Source organism: Rossellomorea sp. NRS-1567 (assembly GCF_050467885.1).
In the GTDB taxonomy this organism is placed as follows: domain Bacteria; phylum Bacillota; class Bacilli; order Bacillales; family Bacillaceae_B; genus Rossellomorea; species Rossellomorea aquimaris_C.
Window position 1 is genome coordinate 238883 of sequence record NZ_JBITPL010000015.1, and the last position, 19670, is coordinate 258552.

The 19670-nt window shown below is 40.2% G+C and carries 16 protein-coding genes; 13 read left to right on the forward strand and 3 right to left on the reverse strand.

What is annotated here, in order from left to right; genetic code table 11:
• Window positions 1–96: 96 nt before the first annotated feature.
• Together mutS and mutL are read left to right on the forward strand one after the other, a co-directional pair.
• A complete protein-coding gene (gene mutS / locus ACIFOD_RS10590; RefSeq protein ID WP_430314704.1) occupies window positions 97–2718 on the forward strand; it encodes a DNA mismatch repair protein MutS in 2622 nt (873 codons plus the stop codon).
• A 13-nt stretch (window positions 2719–2731) separates the two neighbouring features.
• The gene (gene mutL / locus ACIFOD_RS10595) at window positions 2732–4621 is read left to right on the forward strand and encodes a DNA mismatch repair endonuclease MutL (RefSeq protein ID WP_430314549.1); all 1890 of its coding nucleotides are present in this window, start codon (window positions 2732–2734) and stop codon (window positions 4619–4621) included.
• A 52-nt stretch (window positions 4622–4673) separates the two neighbouring features.
• Here the strand turns inward: mutL and ACIFOD_RS10600 are convergent, their stop codons facing one another.
• Window positions 4674–5120 carry a DUF4385 domain-containing protein gene (locus tag ACIFOD_RS10600; RefSeq protein ID WP_430314550.1) on the reverse strand — a complete coding sequence of 149 codons (447 nt, stop codon included), beginning with the start codon at window positions 5118–5120 and terminating at the stop codon, window positions 4674–4676.
• A 319-nt stretch (window positions 5121–5439) separates the two neighbouring features.
• Here ACIFOD_RS10600 and ACIFOD_RS10605 point away from each other — a divergent pair, with 319 nt between their 5' ends.
• From ACIFOD_RS10605 to spoVK, 6 genes are all read left to right on the forward strand, one after another.
• Window positions 5440–6840, forward strand: a complete 1401-nt coding sequence (locus ACIFOD_RS10605) for an FAD-binding oxidoreductase (RefSeq protein WP_430314551.1) — start codon at window positions 5440–5442, stop codon at window positions 6838–6840.
• The gene (locus ACIFOD_RS10610; RefSeq protein WP_430314552.1) at window positions 6837–7388 is read left to right on the forward strand and encodes an MFS transporter; all 552 of its coding nucleotides are present in this window, start codon (window positions 6837–6839) and stop codon (window positions 7386–7388) included. Before ACIFOD_RS10605 ends, ACIFOD_RS10610 begins: the two co-directional genes overlap by 4 nt.
• Window positions 7389–7533: 145 nt before the next feature.
• Entirely contained in the window at window positions 7534–9918 is a 2385-nt protein-coding gene (locus tag ACIFOD_RS10615; protein ID WP_430314553.1) for a penicillin acylase family protein, read from the forward strand.
• A gap of 577 nt (window positions 9919–10495) precedes the next feature.
• The gene (gene miaA / locus ACIFOD_RS10620) at window positions 10496–11455 is read left to right on the forward strand and encodes a tRNA (adenosine(37)-N6)-dimethylallyltransferase MiaA (RefSeq protein WP_430314554.1); all 960 of its coding nucleotides are present in this window, start codon (window positions 10496–10498) and stop codon (window positions 11453–11455) included.
• Window positions 11456–11482: 27 nt separating this feature from the next.
• Window positions 11483–11719, forward strand: a complete 237-nt coding sequence (hfq, locus tag ACIFOD_RS10625) for an RNA chaperone Hfq (protein WP_113968114.1) — start codon at window positions 11483–11485, stop codon at window positions 11717–11719.
• Window positions 11720–12108: 389 nt separating this feature from the next.
• Window positions 12109–13062: a stage V sporulation protein K gene (gene spoVK, locus ACIFOD_RS10630; RefSeq protein WP_397551620.1), complete on the forward strand. Its 954-nt coding sequence runs from the start codon at window positions 12109–12111 to the stop codon at window positions 13060–13062.
• Window positions 13063–13134: 72 nt separating this feature from the next.
• On the opposite strand, the gene ACIFOD_RS10635 is transcribed toward spoVK, so the two are convergent.
• A complete protein-coding gene (locus ACIFOD_RS10635) occupies window positions 13135–13743 on the reverse strand; it encodes a trimeric intracellular cation channel family protein (RefSeq protein WP_397551619.1) in 609 nt (202 codons plus the stop codon).
• 217 nt (window positions 13744–13960) lie between these two features.
• Between ACIFOD_RS10635 and hflX the strand changes: the two genes are divergently transcribed.
• The 4 genes from hflX to glnA all read left to right on the forward strand — a co-directional run bounded on the left by hflX (window position 13961) and on the right by glnA (window position 18426).
• Window positions 13961–15202, forward strand: coding sequence for a GTPase HflX (gene hflX, locus ACIFOD_RS10640; RefSeq protein WP_430314705.1), 1242 nt, complete (start codon window positions 13961–13963; stop codon window positions 15200–15202).
• An 18-nt stretch (window positions 15203–15220) separates the two neighbouring features.
• Window positions 15221–16498 (forward strand): aminotransferase class I/II-fold pyridoxal phosphate-dependent enzyme, encoded by a 1278-nt coding sequence (locus ACIFOD_RS10645; protein ID WP_430314555.1) that lies wholly within the window; start codon window positions 15221–15223, stop codon window positions 16496–16498.
• Window positions 16499–16637: 139 nt separating this feature from the next.
• Window positions 16638–17054: a MerR family transcriptional regulator gene (locus ACIFOD_RS10650; RefSeq protein WP_113968110.1), complete on the forward strand. Its 417-nt coding sequence runs from the start codon at window positions 16638–16640 to the stop codon at window positions 17052–17054.
• A 37-nt stretch (window positions 17055–17091) separates the two neighbouring features.
• Entirely contained in the window at window positions 17092–18426 is a 1335-nt protein-coding gene (gene glnA, locus ACIFOD_RS10655) for a type I glutamate--ammonia ligase (RefSeq protein ID WP_113968109.1), read from the forward strand.
• Between the two features lie 129 nt (window positions 18427–18555).
• Here the strand turns inward: glnA and lexA are convergent, their stop codons facing one another.
• Window positions 18556–19176: a transcriptional repressor LexA gene (gene lexA, locus ACIFOD_RS10660; RefSeq protein WP_113968108.1), complete on the reverse strand. Its 621-nt coding sequence runs from the start codon at window positions 19174–19176 to the stop codon at window positions 18556–18558.
• Between the two features lie 157 nt (window positions 19177–19333).
• On the opposite strand from lexA, the gene yneA reads away from it, so the two are divergent.
• The gene (gene yneA, locus ACIFOD_RS10665; RefSeq protein WP_181778039.1) at window positions 19334–19660 is read left to right on the forward strand and encodes a cell division suppressor protein YneA; all 327 of its coding nucleotides are present in this window, start codon (window positions 19334–19336) and stop codon (window positions 19658–19660) included.
• Window positions 19661–19670 lie beyond the last annotated feature (10 nt).

The following is a 19670-nucleotide window of genomic DNA, read 5'->3' on the forward strand; positions in this document are numbered from 1 at the left end:
GGTTTCCTCAATCTACTACATGCTCCATCCCTTTTACGTGTGATATAATGAATAGTCGAGATTAGTAGATTTACTTGGAAAGGTTTGAATGAAACCATGACACAATATACTCCAATGATAAAACAATACTTACAAGTGAAGGCAGAATACCAGGATGCCTTTTTATTTTTTCGTTTAGGTGATTTTTATGAAATGTTTTTTGACGACGCCATTGCCGCATCGCAGGAACTTGAAATAACGTTAACAAGTCGTGATGGGGGAGGGAAGGAGCGTATTCCCATGTGTGGTGTACCGTATCATTCTGCCCCTAACTATATAGAGCAACTCATCGATAAAGGCTTCAAAGTAGCGATTTGTGAACAAACCGAAGATCCGAAACAAGCTAAGGGAGTTGTGCGGAGAGAAGTTGTTCAGCTCATTACACCAGGTACGGTTATGGATGGAAAGGGCCTGAATGACAAAGAGAACAACTATATTGCTTCTGTGACTGATTTTAATGATGAAACTTACGGACTGTCTTATAGTGACTTAACAACAGGGGAAACAAAAGTGACCTTAGTCACAGATGGCCTTCAAGCATTGCTGAATGAATTATCCACGGTTGGTGCGAAGGAAGTCGTCATTCATCCCGACCTTGGTGAAGCGATACAAGGAAAGATTAAAGAACGAAATGATGTTACCTTGTCATATGAGAAAGAAGCTGACGGCGGAGAAGATTTTGCTCATCTCGTTGCTCCTTTAAAACAAGATAAACTAATAAAAGCTTCATCCATCCTTTTTCATTACCTCTTCCGTACACAGAAGAGAAGCCTGGATCATTTACAAGTAGTTGAAACATATCAGCTGCATCAATTTATGAAAATGGATTATTATTCAAAGAGAAATCTGGAGTTGACAGAAACGATCCGCTCAAAAGGAAAGAAAGGTTCGCTTCTTTGGCTATTAGATGAAACGATGACGGCTATGGGAGCCCGGTTACTCAAGCAATGGATCGATCGACCACTTATTCATAAACAGGACATTGAAAGACGTCAAACGGTTGTCGAAGTGCTATTGGAGCGATTCTTTGAGAGGCAGGACCTTAGAGAACGATTAAAGGAAGTGTATGATCTGGAGAGGCTCGCCGGGCGGGTTGCGTTCGGTAATGTGAATGCACGTGATCTGATTCAGCTGAAAAAATCACTTCAGCAAGTACCCGTGTTAAAACATTTGGTCGGATCACTCGAAAATGAAACAACCGACGATCTCGTAAAGAAACTTGATCCATGCGAAGAGCTGACAGATCTTCTTGATCTAGCTTTAGTGGAAAACCCTCCTCTTACAATTAAAGAGGGAAGTCTGATTCGGGATGGGTATCATGATGAGCTTGATCAATACCGTGATGCAAGTAGAAACGGGAAGTCCTGGATTGCTCAACTCGAACGTGATGAGAGGGAAAGGACTGGAATCAGGTCCCTTAAAGTTGGATTTAACCGGGTGTTTGGCTACTATATCGAAGTAACGAGAGCAAACCTTCAACACCTGGAAGAAGACCGCTATGAAAGAAAACAAACATTAACAAATGCGGAGCGATTCATCACCCCGGAGTTAAAGGAAAAAGAAGCGCTTATCCTTCAAGCCGATGAAAAAAGCGTGGATCTGGAATATGAACTGTTCCTGGGGATTCGTGAAAGCGTGAAGGAATTTATACCCCGCCTTCAGAAGCTCGCGAAACTCGTAAGTGAATTGGATGTTCTTCAATGCTTTGCAACGGTCAGTGAAAAGCGTCATTATACCCGCCCTGCCTTTAATGAAGAAAGAAGAATCCTGTTGAGGGACGGACGTCATCCGGTTGTGGAAAAGGTGATGGGTGCTCAGGAATATGTTCCGAACGACTGCGATATGGATCAAGAAAAAGAAGTCTTTCTCATAACAGGACCGAATATGTCGGGGAAAAGTACCTATATGAGACAGGTAGCTTTAACGAGTATCCTTGCTCAAATTGGGTGTTATGTTCCTGCCAGTGAGGCAAACCTGCCAATCTTTGATCAAGTATTTACGCGAATTGGGGCAGCGGATGATCTGATTTCAGGTCAAAGTACTTTCATGGTTGAGATGTTAGAGGCGAAAAATGCGATCATCCACGCGACTCAGCAGAGTTTAATATTATTTGATGAAATTGGACGTGGTACTTCCACTTATGACGGCATGGCATTGGCCCAAGCAATCATAGAATACATTCATGAACATATAGGGGCAAAAACCTTATTCTCTACTCACTATCATGAGCTGACGGTTCTTGAAGAAGAATTACAAAAGGTAAAAAACGTACATGTAAGTGCCATGGAACAAAACGGGAAGCTCGTCTTCCTTCATAAAATCAAGGAGGGAGCAGCTGACAAAAGTTATGGAATTCATGTTGCCGAGCTTGCCGAGCTGCCTAAAGCCCTGATTGAAAGAGCGAACGAAATCCTTCTTGAGCTTGAGCGCAAGGATGAGCCTTCCTACTCCAGAGAAGTGGCTGCTGCGATGGAATCAGCTGGTGGGAAACACGAACCAAATGAAGAAGATCTTGCCCAGCTATCCTTCTTTGCTGCTGAGAAAAAGGGGAAAAAAGAAAATCTTACTACTAAAGAAAAGAAATGTTTAGATGAGCTTAAAAAGCTCGATATCCTGGAGATGACACCATTGGATGCAATGAACACCCTTTATGGGATCCAAAAAAAGTTAAAAAATTAAAGGAGGTGAAACTGTGGTGAAAATATTTCAGCTTGATGATGCGCTTTCTAATAAAATTGCCGCCGGTGAAGTGGTGGAAAGACCCGCTTCTGTCGTGAAGGAGCTCCTTGAAAACAGCATAGATGCAGGCGGATCCGTGATCGAAATTCATATAGAAGAAGCAGGTTTACATTCGATACGCATCATTGATGATGGTGACGGTATCGAAGAGGATGATGTACAAACAGCTTTTAAGCGTCATGCAACCAGTAAAATCAAAGATGAAAATGATTTATTCCGAATCCGGACTTTAGGATTTAGAGGAGAAGCACTTCCGAGTATTGCTTCTGTTTCTCATTTTACGTTAAAGACGAGTACGGGAGAAGGTCCAGGAACGTGTATCGAGCTTGAAGGTGGAGAAATCAACTCACTCGAAAAAACGTCGTCAAGAAAAGGCACAGATATCACAGTTTCACAATTGTTCTTCAATACACCCGCACGATTAAAATACATGAAAACCATTCACACTGAGCTGGGAAACATTACAGATGTGGTGAACCGGATTGCCCTGGCTCATCCTAACGTTTCAATCAAGCTTTTGCACAACGGTAAAGCTTTATTACAAACCAATGGTAATGGAGATGTCCTGCAGGTTCTGGCAGCAATCTATGGGATAGGAATTGCCAAAAAGATGGTTCCGATTGAAGTGAGCTCACTTGATTTCAAGGTTAAGGGCTTTATTTCCCTGCCGGAGGTTACACGTGCCTCCAGAAATTATATTTCAACGATGATCAATGGGCGGTTTATTAAAAACTATGCTTTGGCGAAAGCGATCGGCGAAGGGTATCACACACTTCTTCCTATTGGTCGTCACCCCATCGTCCTTCTGAGCATAGAAATGGATCCAATTCTGGTAGATGTCAATGTACATCCTTCCAAAATGGAAGTCCGCATTAGTAAAGAAAGTGAATTAAATACATTAGTTACTGAAGGAATCAAAAATGTGTTTAAAGGAAAAGAATTGATTCCTTCAGGATCCGTGGCACCGAAGATTGTACAGCCGAAATCAGAGCAAACGTTTATGAGTCTGGACCATTCGGCTAATACTCAGGCGAAAGAGGAGAGGGCAGGATTCGCAGGTGCGGTTCGTGAACGATTGCTTCCTAAAGAAGAGCTGGAAAAGCTTTATGAGCCAAAACCAGAAATGAACGAATCCCATGAGGCAAAAATTCCTGTTTCAGATAAACCGGCAGTTCCGGACTTAACGCACACACTTGAGGAAGAAATGGAATTTCAGGATACAAAAGGGGCAGAAGTATTCGATGAGAAAGGTCACTCTCCTAGAGTTCCACCACTTTACCCTGTTGGCCAAATGCACGGTACGTATATCTTCGCCCAAAATGATCGCGGCCTATATATCATTGATCAACATGCAGCTCAAGAACGAATAAAATATGAGTTCTTTAAAGAAAAAGTGGGGGAGGTTGCGAAGGAGCTCCAAGAACTCCTGGTCCCTCTTAACCTTGAATTTTCTACAGACGAGTATATTAAAATTAATGAATACCGCCATCTTCTGGAAGACGTCGGTGTGTTCCTGGAAGAGTTCGGCTACAATAGCTTTATTGTCCGGGCGCATCCTCAATGGTTTCCAAAAGGGGAAGAACAGCAAACCATCGAAGATATGATCGAACAAGTGTTGAAAATGAACCGGGTTGATATCAAAAAACTCCGGGAAGAAGCGGCTATTATGATGAGTTGCAAAGGTTCGATCAAGGCAAACCATCATTTGCGCAATGAAGACATGCAAGCTTTACTGGACGAACTGAGAAGAACCAGTGACCCATTTACCTGTCCACATGGGCGACCTATTATAATCCACTATTCAACTTATGAATTGGAAAAGATGTTTAAACGTATCATGTAATATCAGAAGTAGGGGATGAACCAGCAGTAGTTCATCCCTGTTCTATTTGTCATTAACCATATTTGTTTTGATGTTCTTTTTTTAGATGAAGGTATTCTTCATCCTCTCTGGCAAGCTTCCACTTTGTTTCGAATATTGCTGCAGATGCAGCTTTCTCTTCATCTATCTTTCTTCTTTTTAAATCTCCATCTTTATTATACTTTTTCCCTCCTGGGTAGTTGGCGTAACGCCGTGCTCTTGTATACCCCATTTGTAGAAACTTCCTGGCCATGTCCATTCCTACAAAATCATTTTCCAATTTATATTGAATAAACATCTCATAAATCTTATTAGAAGATTCTTTGGCAATATCAGTGGTCTTAAAGCGCCAGTGGGGAAGGATTTCACTCTTATAGGGTTCGACAAGTAAAACACCTTGTTCCCCTCGTCCCACCCGGTATTTTTCAGGCTGATCCCGAAAATCAATCTTCTCGAAATCAAGGTCATAATCAAATGCCATGTTCTTCACCTCCTGAATGTCTTGTACCCAACATGTTCCACCGTCTAAACGAAGGGGTGTGCAGGAAGGTTATTGCCAGTAATAATATTATGGTAACTAATTGAATCTTTCTCTTATTTTAATAAAAATGGAGTAGATATCAGCATAAAAAGCTTGTGATTGAAATGATAATCCATCACAAGCTTTGTTATATTGAATAAAAATATATTGAAAAATAACTATTATCGTGTAAAATTACACTAAAAGGGTAAGTTTGGAGGAAGAGGAAATGATTATTGGTTCCAAGAGAAAAAACAGGTTATGGTTGCTAATCCTTATTATGATTTCCTACACGGTGATATTCCAGTGGGTGATAACTAGTACTGACTCGGACAATGTCATTTCAGATGTAGGTAGATTAATGCCAATTAAAATCAAAAAAATGGTAAAAGGACAGGAAGAGGATAGTATAATCAATACGATAAATGAAGCACATAAAGAGGACCTTAAAGTTTCGATTGCGGGGAAGAGACACAGTCAAGGAGGTCATACATATTACCCGGATGGCATCGTGTTGGACATGACGGAATTTAACAAAGTTCTTAAAGTTGATCCCGTTCATAAAACTATTCATGTGCAAAGTGGTGTAACCTGGAATGATATTCAAAGAGCGATTAACCCCTATGGTCTTTCAGTGAAAGTGATGCAGTCCCAAAACCTTTTTACTGTAGGTGGGTCTTTATCTGTAAATGTGCATGGGAGAGACATCCGAAATGGTGCTTTAATTGAAACCGTGAATTGGTTTCGACTATTGAAGCCTGACGGCGAAATCATAACCGTATCGAGAGAAGAAAACTCAGAATATTTTCCGCTGGCTATCGGAGGATACGGATTGTTCGGAGTCATAATGGATGTGGAACTTCAGCTTACTTCAGATGAATTATATTATATAAAAACAGAAGAACTGAACTATGATGAATATGAGAACTATTTTAAAGAGAGTGTCTTACAAAATGACAAAGTGAAAATGCATCTGGCCCGATTGTCTACAGCACCTGACACATTTCTCCAAGACATGTATGTGACAGATTATTTGATAAGTCCCAAGCATGAAGAGTACTCTAATCATAATCAACTGAAAGAAGATAAATTTACCTTCTTAACTAAATTCTTGTTAGGACTCTCAAGAGATTTTAATTGGGGAAAAGATGTATTTTGGACCATGCAGAAATCATTTTTTCGGGATCGAGACGGTCATTTGGAAACGAGAAATAATGTGATGCGTTCTGAATCAGAGTTTCTGGAGCATGAGGGGAAGAATGACACAGATATCTTACAAGAGTATTTTATCCCAGTGGATAAGTATGAAGAATATATAGATGATTTACGGAAGTTCTTAGCTGATAAGGATCTTAACTTAATGAATATTACCGTTCGATACGTGACACACAATGAAGAAGCCGTTATGTCTTACGCCAAAGAGGATATGTTTGCACTTGTTCTGTTAATCAATCAGGGAATGGATGAAAAGGAAAAGAAGAAGACGGGAGATATCATTCAAGGTATGGTTGACGTGACACTGAAACATAGTGGAAGCTATTATCTCCCTTATTACGAGTATCCTACTGTAAAACAAATGCATGTTGCCTATCCAAAAGCAGAAGAATTTTTCAGGAAAAAGAGACAGCTTGATCCGGATGAACGTTTTGTGAATCTATTTTATGAGGAGTATGGCCAATGAAGTGGTTGATTGTTTCCCAAAGTTTTGCCATGGTAGCTGCAAGTGTATCCTTTCCTTTTTATCTATTGTTCATACAAAATATCGGCAGTTCATTTTCCAGTTTTGGTTTTGCTTATGGGTTGTTTACGTTAAGTGCCGCCCTTAGTCATCGTTTCATTGGAAGGCTGTCTGATTTAATCGGAGGTCCGAGTCTTCTAGTCATTTATTCCATAGGGATGAGTTTCCTGTTCCTTTTTATACCATCGGCAGGTTCCATTCATGAGGTATACTTCATTCAGGTAGGACTTGGAGTATTAGGGGCTTTGCAGAAAACGTCAGAGAAGGTAGTGATAAGTGAAGTGGTAGACCATGCTTCAAGAGGTAAGAGTATCGGGGTGTACCATTTTTGGACGTCTCTATTCTCAAGTGGAGCCGTTATGGGAACTGGGTTTCTATTAGACTACTTTACTATTAACTTTATTTTTTACGCCTGCTCCATTTTCTTTTTAACAAGTGGGATATTAATCATGACTTTCTGGTCAAGATTGAAACGTACTGTACCTCTATAAGACGAAAGAGCTTAATAGCCCTTTCGTTTTTTTATATATGAAATTTATCTGAATGCATTTTTGTAGAAGGAATTCTTCTCACATAAAGCTAATACTAAGATATAGATATTTTCAGAAAATTCCATATATACTAGGGGGAAATGGAATGAATGGAGACATAGAGCTTCTAAGGGAGAAAAAGAATAAACGCCTTAAAGTTACATTATGGACAGCGGGGGCCATCATGTTTATCATGCTTGGAATCCTAATTTTTGCAAATTATTACATTGACAGATCGCTGCCTGTTACAACTGGTTCCATTTCTTTAAAAGGGTTATCCGAAGATGTAGAAGTGATCAGGGATAAAGACGGTGTGCCCCATATTCTTGCTCAAAATGAAAAAGACTTGTATATGGCACAAGGCTATGTACAGGCTCAGGATCGCCTATTCCAAATGGACCTAAGCAGAAGGCAGGCTTCAGGGCGATTGAGTGAAGTGGTCGGTGAGAAAGCAGTTGATCGGGACAAGTTCTTCCGGACATTTGGTTTGCGGAGGGCAGCGGAAGTTTCATTTGCAGCATATCCTGATGAAGCCAAGCAGCTTCTCGAATGGTATGCAGGTGGGGTCAACGCTTATATGCAAGAAGCCACAGATGAAGGAAGGCTCCCTATTGAATTTACCCTGCTTGGTTATAAACCTGAAAAATGGACTCCCATTGATTCATTAACCATAGGGAAGTATATGGCATTTGATTTAGGGGGCCACTGGCAAGGTCAGGCTTTCCGATATTGGGCATTAGAAAACCTGCCAAAGGATAAAGCGTATGATTTGTTTCCGTCATACCCTGAAGACGCTCCTACCATTCTATCGGATATAGGAGAAGTTCAGGTTGATATGGAACAATCATTTGCCGGTGCAGTCATTCCACCTGAGTTTAATGGAAGCAACAACTGGGTGGTAAGCGGAGAGAAAACAGCCAGTGGTAAGCCCCTCCTGGCAGACGATCCCCATCTCTCATTGGGAACTCCTTCCATATGGTATCAGATGCACCTTGAATCACCACAAGTCAATGTGAGTGGAGTGATTTTTGCCGGTATTCCAGGGATCATCCTTGGTCATAATGAGCAAATTGCGTGGGGGGTAACAAATACGGGACCTGATGTTCAGGACTTATATGTTGAAAAACAAAATGAAGAAGATCCTTCTCTGTTTTTATATGATGAAAATTGGGAAAGGGCAACGATCATAGAAGAGCCCATTAAAGTAAAAGATGGTAACACCATTCCTTATGAAGTCACAATCACAAGGCATGGTCCGGTAATTTCAGAATTTGCTCATCAAAATGAGAGTGAAAAAGTACTATCAATGAGATGGACAGCACTTGATCCAAGTCTGGAACTTCTTGCAATCCTTAATATCAATAAGGCAAAGGATTGGGATGAATTTGAAGAAGCCTTAAAGGATTTCCATGTTCCTACGCAAAATTTCGTTTTTGCCTCAGAGGATGGGACGATTGCGTATAAGGCAAATGGGAAAATCCCTATAAGGAAAAAAGGGAACGGACTTCTGCCTGTTCCCGGATGGGATCCTGATTATGAATGGGAAGGATTTATACCATTCGAAGAGCTTCCAAAAGTCATCAATCCCCAATCGGGTTTCATTGCAACAGCAAATAATAAAGTAGTTTCCGATGAATATCCATATCACATTAGTCATCACTGGGCTCAGCCATATCGGTACATGAGAATATCGGAGTATTTAGAAGCGGAAAATGATCTCACTCTTTCCGATATGAAAGACCTTCAAATGGATCAGATGAATTTACATGCACGTGAAATGGTTCCCATCCTTATTGAAGATATGGAGAGTGTCTCGCTAACAGCTAAAGAAAGAGAAGCGGTTGAGTTGTTGAAGTCCTGGAACTATAAAGATGATAAAAATTTTGCTGCGCCACTCGTTTTTCATCAATGGATGAACGAAATTTCCACTGGGCTATTTAAGAAGGAAATTCCAAAAGATATGATCAAATTGTTTGAAGGCCGGCAAAGTGTCGTGGATGAACTCATTCGAAAAGCTCATAACGGAGAGGAGTCTCAGTGGTTTGTGGACAGGGGAGGGTACAAAACTTTTATAACAGCTTCATTTACCCAAGCAATAGACGAGCTGGAAGAAGCCTATGGTTCTTCAATGGACGAGTGGAAGTGGGGACTGTATCATAAAGTATACTTTGAACACCCTTTATCGGGAGCTTCTTCCGTGTTGAAAAGGTTCTTAAATGACCGGGATCCCGAGCCCGTGGGAGGAAGTAGGGTGACGGTGGGCGCTGCGAGTTACAATGAAAGTGGAATCGTCAATCATGGGGCTTCCTGGAGATTTGTTATTGATACAGAGAACATGAACAAGGGTTATCATATTGTAGGTCCGGGGCAATCGGGGCATTATAAAAGTAAATGGTATCAAAATCAAATAAACGCATGGAAAAATGGGGACTATCATCAAACATCTATTTCAAACCCAGATGGGGATAGGTTAATTTTAAAAGCAAATTAAAGTCTATAGCAGCTGGTCATCAAAGGTTTAAAAACAATTTCTATATGAAAAATAATGAACATCCATAGAGGCTGGGACAAAAGTGTTTTAGCCTAAGTAAAACCCGAACAAGTCTGCTTCCTAGAAGGCAGATTTGTTCGGGTTTATTATTTAATTCGGTACATTTGATTTTAGCTGTTTCCAGCGGTTGATTGGAGTGCAAGACGAAGACTCCTGCGGGAAAAGTAGCTTATGTGAGACCCCGCAGGCTTGCCGAGGAGGCTCACGGGCTACCCGCGGAAAGCCTAGTCTTGCACGGAAATCATTAGCGGCATTAAGAACCTACACTTCTATTGTTCGTCTTTATATCGTGGCATTTTAGTTTTGTCCCAGCCTCATAGTATGAGAGTTTCATATCGTTGAGTTTTATCCCATATAGAAATGGGTACATTCACTTCTAAGAAGAAAGGAGGAAACAGCTTCTTATATTGAATAAACATAAAAGAATTGGGTATACTGGCAAGATGTGATTTAACAACCTCTATCATTATGGTACGATAATATGTAACGAAACATTTACATAGAAAGCAGTGAACGTATGACAAGAATTGAAAAAGAGAAAGTGATCGTTCTTATTGGTCCCACTGCTGTAGGGAAAACCAATACAAGTATAGAACTTGCCAAGAGGTATAATGGCGAAATCATAAGTGGTGACTCCATGCAGGTTTATAAAAAAATGGATATCGGTACCGCGAAAATCACACCTGAAGAGATGGAAGGAGTCCCACATCATCTGCTTGATATTAAAGATCCAGGGGAATCCTTTTCTGTAGCAGACTTTCAGCAACTGGTCCGAAAGAAAATTTCAGAGATTCACTCACGTGGAAAAGTCCCTCTTATAGTAGGGGGTACAGGACTGTATATTCAGTCGGTATTATACGATTATCAATTCACTGAAACTCCAGGTGATGAACACTATCGTGAGGAATTAGAAGCAAGCCTTGAGAAAAATGGTTCCGAGTGGCTTCATGATCGGTTAGTATCTGTGGATCCCGTTTCAGCAGGGAATATTCACCGGAATAATACCCGACGAGTCATTCGTGCTTTGGAGGTTTATCATTGTACTGGAAAGACAATGTCTGAGTATCAAGAAAAGCAATCACAGGAGCTGCAGTACGAAGTTGCATTAATTGGGTTAACCATGGATCGGGAAAGACTTTATGAAAGAATAAATCTTCGCGTTGATCTGATGATGAAACAAGGTTTGTTAGAAGAAGTAAAAGAGTTATACGATGAAGGAATAAGAAATGTTCAGTCTGTTCAAGCCATTGGGTACAAAGAACTTTACGATTATTTTGATGGTACAGTCAGCTTGGAACGGGCAATAGAAAGCCTAAAGCAAAATTCAAGAAGGTATGCAAAGCGCCAACTTACATGGTTCAGAAATAAAATGGATGTTGCCTGGTTCGATATGACAAATGAGAGCCAACGCACCAAAAATATTGAGGATATTTCAGAATTTATTGCAGGAAAGCTACAATTAAAGTCGAATAAGTAATGTAGAGATAGAAGAGGAGGACTAACCATGAAACAATCCATTAATATCCAAGATCAATTCCTTAATCAATTGAGAAAAGAGAGTTCACTATGTACGGTATTTTTACTGAATGGATTCCAAATCCGTGGACAAGTGAAAGGTTTTGATAACTTTACAGTGCTGTTTGAATGCGAAGGAAAACAGCAGCTTGTTTATAAGCATGCCATTTCAACATTCGCTCCACAGCGTAATGTCCAAATAAATTTTGAAGAACAAAGCAATTAATAGGAAAAAACAGCGAAAGCTGCCTCTAGGGGCAGCTTTTTTTGTAGTCATTTTCAGTATGATTTATCATACATGACATGAATCTGATTCATGATTGCAAGAAATAATTAATGAAACGAAAAGTAAGTGAATAGGATGATAAGAGAGGCTTTTTTTATATGTCCCTCACTTATAATGTTCCAATTTAGTTTTCAATAGTTATGAATACGATGAAACGTTATGAAAAATAAACGAAGCAAATCACTCCGTATTTCTTTTTATTTCTCGGGAAAGCGCAGGAATAGACAGAATTCTTCTTATTTGTCGAAAAAAACAGGTGAAATATAGGCGTTTGTCACCCTAAAATCTTCAGGAGCGTATACTGTCTTAAGAATGGTGAGGTGAATCCATTGGATCAACCAATGAGAATGAAAAATAATGGTCAAATCAGCATTGTATTGAATTCTCAAAAACGGAGTTCAGTAAAAGATACGTTGAGGCATGATTCCGTTCCTCAGTCGCTCCCTCAAGAGCATGTCGCATTAAAAGAAATAGAAGAAGAGCTTGGATCTCTGGTCGGAATGGAAGAAATGAAGAAAATGGTGAAAGAAATCTATGCTTGGATATATGTTAATAAGAAACGGGAAACAATGGGGTTGAAAGCGGGAAAACAAGCCCTTCATATGATGTTTAAAGGAAATCCTGGTACAGGAAAGACTACTGTCGCAAGGATTATTGGAAAACTGTTCTTGAAAATGAATGTACTATCTAAAGGACATTTAATTGAAGCAGAGAGAGCTGATCTGGTTGGTGAATATATTGGTCACACAGCTCAGAAAACAAGAGACCTTGTCAAAAAAGCATTAGGAGGAATTTTGTTCATCGATGAAGCGTATTCACTGGGCAGAGGGGGAGAGAAGGATTTCGGGAAAGAAGCCATTGATACACTTGTCAAACATATGGAAGATAAGCAGCATGAATTCATCTTGATCCTGGCAGGATACTCGAGGGAAATGGAACACTTTCTTACCTTGAATCCCGGCCTCCAATCACGATTTCCTCTCGTTTTTCACTTTCCTGATTATTCAGTTGATCAGCTGATGGAAATCGGCAGAAGGATGTTAGAGGAAAAGGAATATTTATTAAGTCATGATGCAGAAAGAAAGATTCGGGAACACCTTCACACAGCAAAAAATACATTATCTCCTATGGCATTTTCAAATGGCAGATATGTACGAAATGTATTAGAGAAGTCTATTCGTGCTCAGGCCATGAGGCTACTAATGGAAAATTGCTATGATCGACATGATTTAGTAACAATCCGCAGCAATGATTTAATGTTTAACAAAGGGTCATCTGAATGACTATACTTAGTAAACATCTAGTAATATAAAAATCTATAAAAAAATGCATTCATAAGTGAATGCATTTTTTTATTATACATGTGCTCGTAAGCTCCTATTGGGTAACCTCCATTTATATAAATAGGATAGCACCCGTAATGTTGTTGTAATCACGAATAAAGAGTAGAGTTCAAAGGCTGAATGGACAATTCCAAGCCCGATTGCTGCTCCACACAGGACTGCCCACACAGCATAAATTTCTGACCGAAGCACCAAAGGTTTACGACCGGCAAGGAGATCACGAATGATACCACCACCGCTCCCTGTCAGTACAGCTGCTACAATAATAGCACTTATCGGATGATTCATTTCAGAAGCATACAGTGCTCCTTGGATAGCAAAAGCTGATAGGCCTATGGCATCAAAGAAATTCCCCCATTTTCTCCAGTGTTTTAGGAGATTATTAGGGAAAAGAAAGACAGCTGTTATGGAAAGGAGGGCAATCTGAAACAACATGCCTTGCTCCCATAGAGCGGAAACAGGGACCCCAATCAGTAAATTCCGAATAGCTCCACCACCGAATGCTGTGACAATTCCTAATATATAAACACCGAGGATATCGTATTCCTCTTCCATGGCAATGATAGCTCCTGAAATAGCAAAAGCAATGGTACCTACAATACTCAATACTTCCCAAGTCATACACATTCCTCCTAACCCTATTACAATATGCTACATGCCATTATGTAGATTCTTGAATGAGTGTGATTTCGTAAATTCAAACATACTGATTTTAACACGTCTGCACTTAATTGCAACCATTTTTCACTGCTTTTAACATAGAGTTTACGAGTCGGATTTGTTATGATGAAGATGAAAATGAAATGTACAGAAAGAAGGATGTTTATTGAAGAATGAAATGAAGGAAAAAGTCATTCTGGTTGGGTGTCAACTGGAAGAAGATGACTTGCGTTTTCAATATAGTTTAGCGGAGCTTGAAGAACTGACTGAAACAGCTCAAGGTCAAGTTGTGGCTGCTCTCACTCAAAAACGGGACCGCGTTCATCCTGGTACATATATCGGGAAGGGGAAAGTAGAAGAGCTGGTCATGTTGGAAGAACAATTCGAACCGGATATCATCATATTTAATGATGAACTTTCTCCGAGTCAAATACGAAACTTATCGAAAGATTTACATGCAAGGGTGATCGATCGAACTCAACTCATTCTGGATATTTTCGCTGGGCGCGCCCGTTCAAGAGAAGGGAAATTACAAGTAGAGCTTGCACAACTTCAATACTTACTTCCAAGATTAATCGGGCAGGGAGCATCTCTCTCAAGATTGGGTGGAGGGATTGGAACAAGAGGACCTGGTGAGACAAAACTCGAAAGTGACCGGCGTCACATTCATCGCAGAATTGATGATATTAAGAAACAATTACAAACCATTGTCGAGCATAGAGAAAGGTATCGTGAACGAAGAAAGCGTAATAAAGCCTTTCAAATTGCACTGGTAGGTTATACAAACGCTGGGAAATCGACTTTGTTTAATCGAATTTCATTAGCAGATTCTTATGAAGAGAATCAACTCTTCGCAACATTGGACCCGATGACAAGAAAAATGCCCTTGCCCAGTGGCTACTCAACATTACTTACGGATACTGTCGGATTTATTCAGGACCTCCCTACTACATTAGTAGCGGCATTTCGTTCTACCCTGGAAGAGGTGAAGGAAGCGGATCTTCTTCTACATGTAGTGGATAGTTCAAATCCAGATTACAGTCAGCATGAAAAAACGGTTCAGTCATTATTGAAAGACTTGGATATGAAAGGAATTCCTCAGTTAACGATTTACAACAAGCGGGATGTGGTGGATCCTGACTTTGTTCCGGGTAGTGAATGGGATCATATCATGATCAGTGCCTTGATCGAAGAGGATCGAGGTCAGCTTTTATTAAGAATTGAAGAAATCGTGAAAAAATATATGACATCCTATCATGTGCTCATCCCAGCAAGTGAAGGGAAGCTCCTTTCGCAATTAAAAAAGGATACGATCCTAAGAAAATTAGAATTTATAGAAGAAAGCCAGGTTTACGAATTGACGGGCTATCACTTAGAAGATCATCCAATCGCAGGCAGCATCAAGAAATTTCAAAGGTAGAAGGGAAACAAAAACCTCATGTTTGAACAATTAGTGCACGGAAACACTCTAAAACCATTGGTAACAAAAGTTGAAGCAAGCATTAAAGATATACACTACCAAATTGAAGAACGAGCTGAAAATAACCAGTTCAAGGTACTTAAATCTTTTCAAAAGCATCGTGTAAGCGATTCTCACTTCATACCTTCCACAGGTTATGGGTATGACGATGCAGGAAGAGACACATTAGAAAGTATTTATGCCGATGTATTCGGAGGAGAAGCAGGGCTGGTACGACCTCAGATTATTTCAGGTACTCATGCGATTTCCATCTCCTTATTTGGTGTACTTAGACCTGGGGACGAACTAGTGTACATAACGGGAAAACCATATGATACCCTGGAAGAAATTGTTGGGATTCGCGGCGAAGGAACGGGGTCACTGAAAGACTTTCAAATTGGCTATCAAAGTGTAGATTTACTCCAGTCAGGAAAGGTCGATTTTGAAGAGGTGGCAAAAACGATTTCTTCCAAAACAAAAATGGTGGGGATTCAGCGTTCAAAAGGATATGCCAACCGACCTTCCTTTACTATAGAAGAAATCAAAGAAATGATTGATTTTGTAAAAGAGATCAACCCTGAAATGGTCGTCTTCGTTGACAACTGCTACGGTGAATTTGTAGAAGAGAGGGAGCCTTGTCACATCGGAGCAGACTTAATGGCAGGCTCCCTTATCAAAAATCCTGGCGGAGGTCTTGCTAAAACTGGGGGTTACATCGTAGGAAAGAAAGAATACGTAGAGGCATGTTCATATCGAATGACATCCCCTGGAATAGGGGCAGAGGCGGGGGCATCTCTTTATAGCTTGCAAGAAATGTATCAAGGCTTCTTTTTGGCACCCCATGTGGTGGCACAATCATTAAAGGGGGCCGTCTTCACATCGGCGCTCTTAACGGAACTTGGCATGAATACAAATCCAAGTCCCCATGCAAAGCGAACAGATTTAATCCAGTCCGTACAGTTCGATGACAGAGATAAGATGATCGCATTTTGTCAGGCAATACAGTTTGCATCACCTATAAATTCTCATTTTACTCCATATCCCAACTATATGCCTGGCTATGAGAATGATGTCATTATGGCGGCAGGTACATTCATTCAAGGCTCCAGCATTGAATTATCTGCAGACGGACCGATAAGACCGCCTTATTTGGCATACGTTCAGGGGGGATTAACTTACGCCCACGTGAAAATTGCTGTTTGCTCAGCAGTAGATAATTTGATTGAAAAAGGTTTAATCACTGTGACAAAAGGATAATAAAGTAGTAATTGGATAGTCTAAATCTGACTATCCTTTTCTTCTGAATTCTTATGTAAGAAAAACTAACATTTGATTGACAGAACTCCTTACATTACATATAATAAGGTCAAGAAGGAAAACAAAAGGAGGAATCAAGATGAGCGGAAGTGAAATTCGTCGAACGATGGCATTATTCCCGATTAGTATTGTCATGCAGCTCACGGACCTAACAGCTCGTCAGATTCGATACTATGAAGAGCACCAATTGATCAGCCCTGCGCGTACTGAGGGGAATCGTAGGCTCTTTTCCTTGAATGACATTGATAAGTTATTGGAAGTAAAGGATCTGTTAGATCAAGGCATCAACATGGCTGGGATTAAGAAAATATTTGCGGTATCCAGTCATAATGAAAGTAAAGTAGTATCTGACGTAAGTAATGAAAAGGAAGAAAAAGCACGACAGGATCTATCCGATGACGAGCTGCGTAAATTACTTCGAAATGAATTGATGCATTCTGGTCGATTTACTAAAGCATCATTGCGTCAAGGTGACATGTCCCGCTTTTTTCATTAAATAATACCTTTAATAAACTTGAGGAGGAAACACGAAAATGGCAAAGTATACTCGAGAAGATGTTTTAAGATTAGCGAATGAAGAAGGTGTCAAGTTCATTCGACTTCAATTCACTGACATTCTGGGGACGATTAAGAACGTAGAAATCCCTCTTAGTCAGCTTGAAAAGGCATTAGATAACAAGATGATGTTTGACGGATCTTCAATTGAAGGATTTGTTCGAATTGAAGAATCAGATATGTACTTATTCCCTGATTTAGACACTTGGTTAGTATTCCCATGGACAGCTGAAAAAGGAAAAGTAGCCCGACTAATCTGTGATATCTACAATCCAGATGGCACTCCATTCGAAGGAGATCCGCGTAACAATTTAAAGCGCATCTTAAGTCAAATGGAAGAGCTAGGGTTTACTGACTTCAATCTAGGACCTGAGCCGGAATTCTTCCTCTTTAAATTAGACGTAAATGGTGATCCGACTTTAGAATTAAACGATAACGGTGGCTATTTCGATTTAGCTCCTACCGATTTAGGTGAGAACTGCCGTCGTGATATCGCATTAGAACTGGAAGAGATGGGATTTGAAATCGAAGCATCTCACCACGAAGTTGCCCCTGGTCAACATGAGATCGACTTTAAATATGCAAGTGCATTAAGAGCATGTGATGATATCCAAACATTTAAACTAGTGGTTAAAACGATTGCACGTAAGCATGGATTACATGCAACATTCATGCCTAAGCCTCTATTTGGTGTAAATGGATCAGGAATGCACTGTAACATGTCCCTATTCAAAAATGGGGAAAACTCATTCTTCGATGAAAAGGGAGATCTGCAATTAAGCGATACAGCTCGTCAATTCCTTGCAGGTATCATTAAACATGCAACTGACTTTACAGCGATCACGAACCCGACTGTAAACTCATACAAGCGTTTAGTCCCTGGATATGAAGCACCTTGTTATGTTGCATGGTCTGCACGTAACCGCAGCCCATTAATCCGTATCCCTGCTTCTCGTGGATTAAGCACACGTGTTGAAGTCCGAAGTGTTGACCCGGCGGCTAACCCATACCTGGCGATGGCTGTATTACTGGCAGCTGGATTAGATGGAATCAAAAGTAACCTTCCAGCACCTAAACCAATCGACCGCAACATTTATGTGATGGACAAAAAAGAGCGTGAAGAAGCAGGAATCGTTGATCTTCCAGCAACATTACACGCTGCATTAGAAAATCTTAAAACAAATGAAGTAATTGTTAAATCCCTTGGAGAACACATCTTCGAACATTTCGTGGAAGCGAAAGAGATCGAATGGGATATGTTCCGTACACAAGTACACCCTTGGGAGCGCGAGCAATACATTCAAATGTATTAATCCTTAATAATTGCTATTAATTAAAAGGCAGTGGGTGGTAGCGAAAAATGCTACCACCCACTGCCCTTTTTAGAACCTTCAAAAGTATAGAAAAAATTAAGCCGCTATTAAACATAGCGGCTTAACGTATTAATGTACTTGGCGATAAACTCCGACAACTTTTCCTAAAATGGATACATTACGTAAAATGATCGGTTCCATTGTTGAGTTCTCTGGCTGTAATCGTACAAAATCTTTTTCTTTGAAAAAACGTTTTACAGTTGCTTCATCTTCCTCTGTCATCGCTACGACGATGTCTCCATTATTCGCTGTTTGCTGTTGACGCACGATGACAAAATCCCCATCTAAAATTCCGGCTTCTATCATACTATCACCCATGATCTCAAGCATAAAGACCTGTTCATCTGAAGGTGCCATACGCTCTGGCAACGGGAAAAATTCTTCTACATTCTCTACGGCTGTAATAGGTTGACCGGCTGTCACCTTACCAATTAAGGGAACATTCACAACTCGTTGGCGTGGGATCGTATCCTCTTCAAGGTTTAAGATTTCAATGGCTCTTGGCTTAGTGGGATCTCTACGAATAAGACCTTTGCTCTCTAACCTGGCCAGATGTCCGTGTACGGTGGAACTAGAAGCAAGACCAACGGCTTCCCCAATTTCCCGTACGGAAGGTGGATACCCTTTTTCTCTTACTGCAATTTTAATATATTCTAGTATGTCTTGCTGTCTTTTAGACAATTTTGTCATGTTCACGCACCTCTATTATAGATCTTATGTTCCCATTATAGCATGTCTTTCCGGTCGGTACAAACATAAGTTCGAATTTCTGTTGACACCAAACGAATGTTCGTATTACAATGAGTGTAACAAAAAACAGAACAAACATTCGTATGGAGGTTTTATTATGTTAACACATATTTGGAATCGTTTCTCTTACATTATTATTTTATTTGTCTTAGCACTTTTATCAGCGGTATATTTTCTAATAGTCACGGCAAGTCAACCTTCTTACCAAAGCATCACTGTTCAGGATGGAGATACACTTTGGACTATTGCCAAACAGTACAATGAAGAATATTCTATGACGGTGGAAGAATTTATCGCTTGGGTCGGAGAGGAAAATAATCTCACATCATTCTCAATCCAACCAGGTGAATCACTTGTGTTACCAATAGAAAATCCAACATTATCTACCCATTCAGATTATGAATTGGTAATGAACGAAGAATAGAGGGATAGAA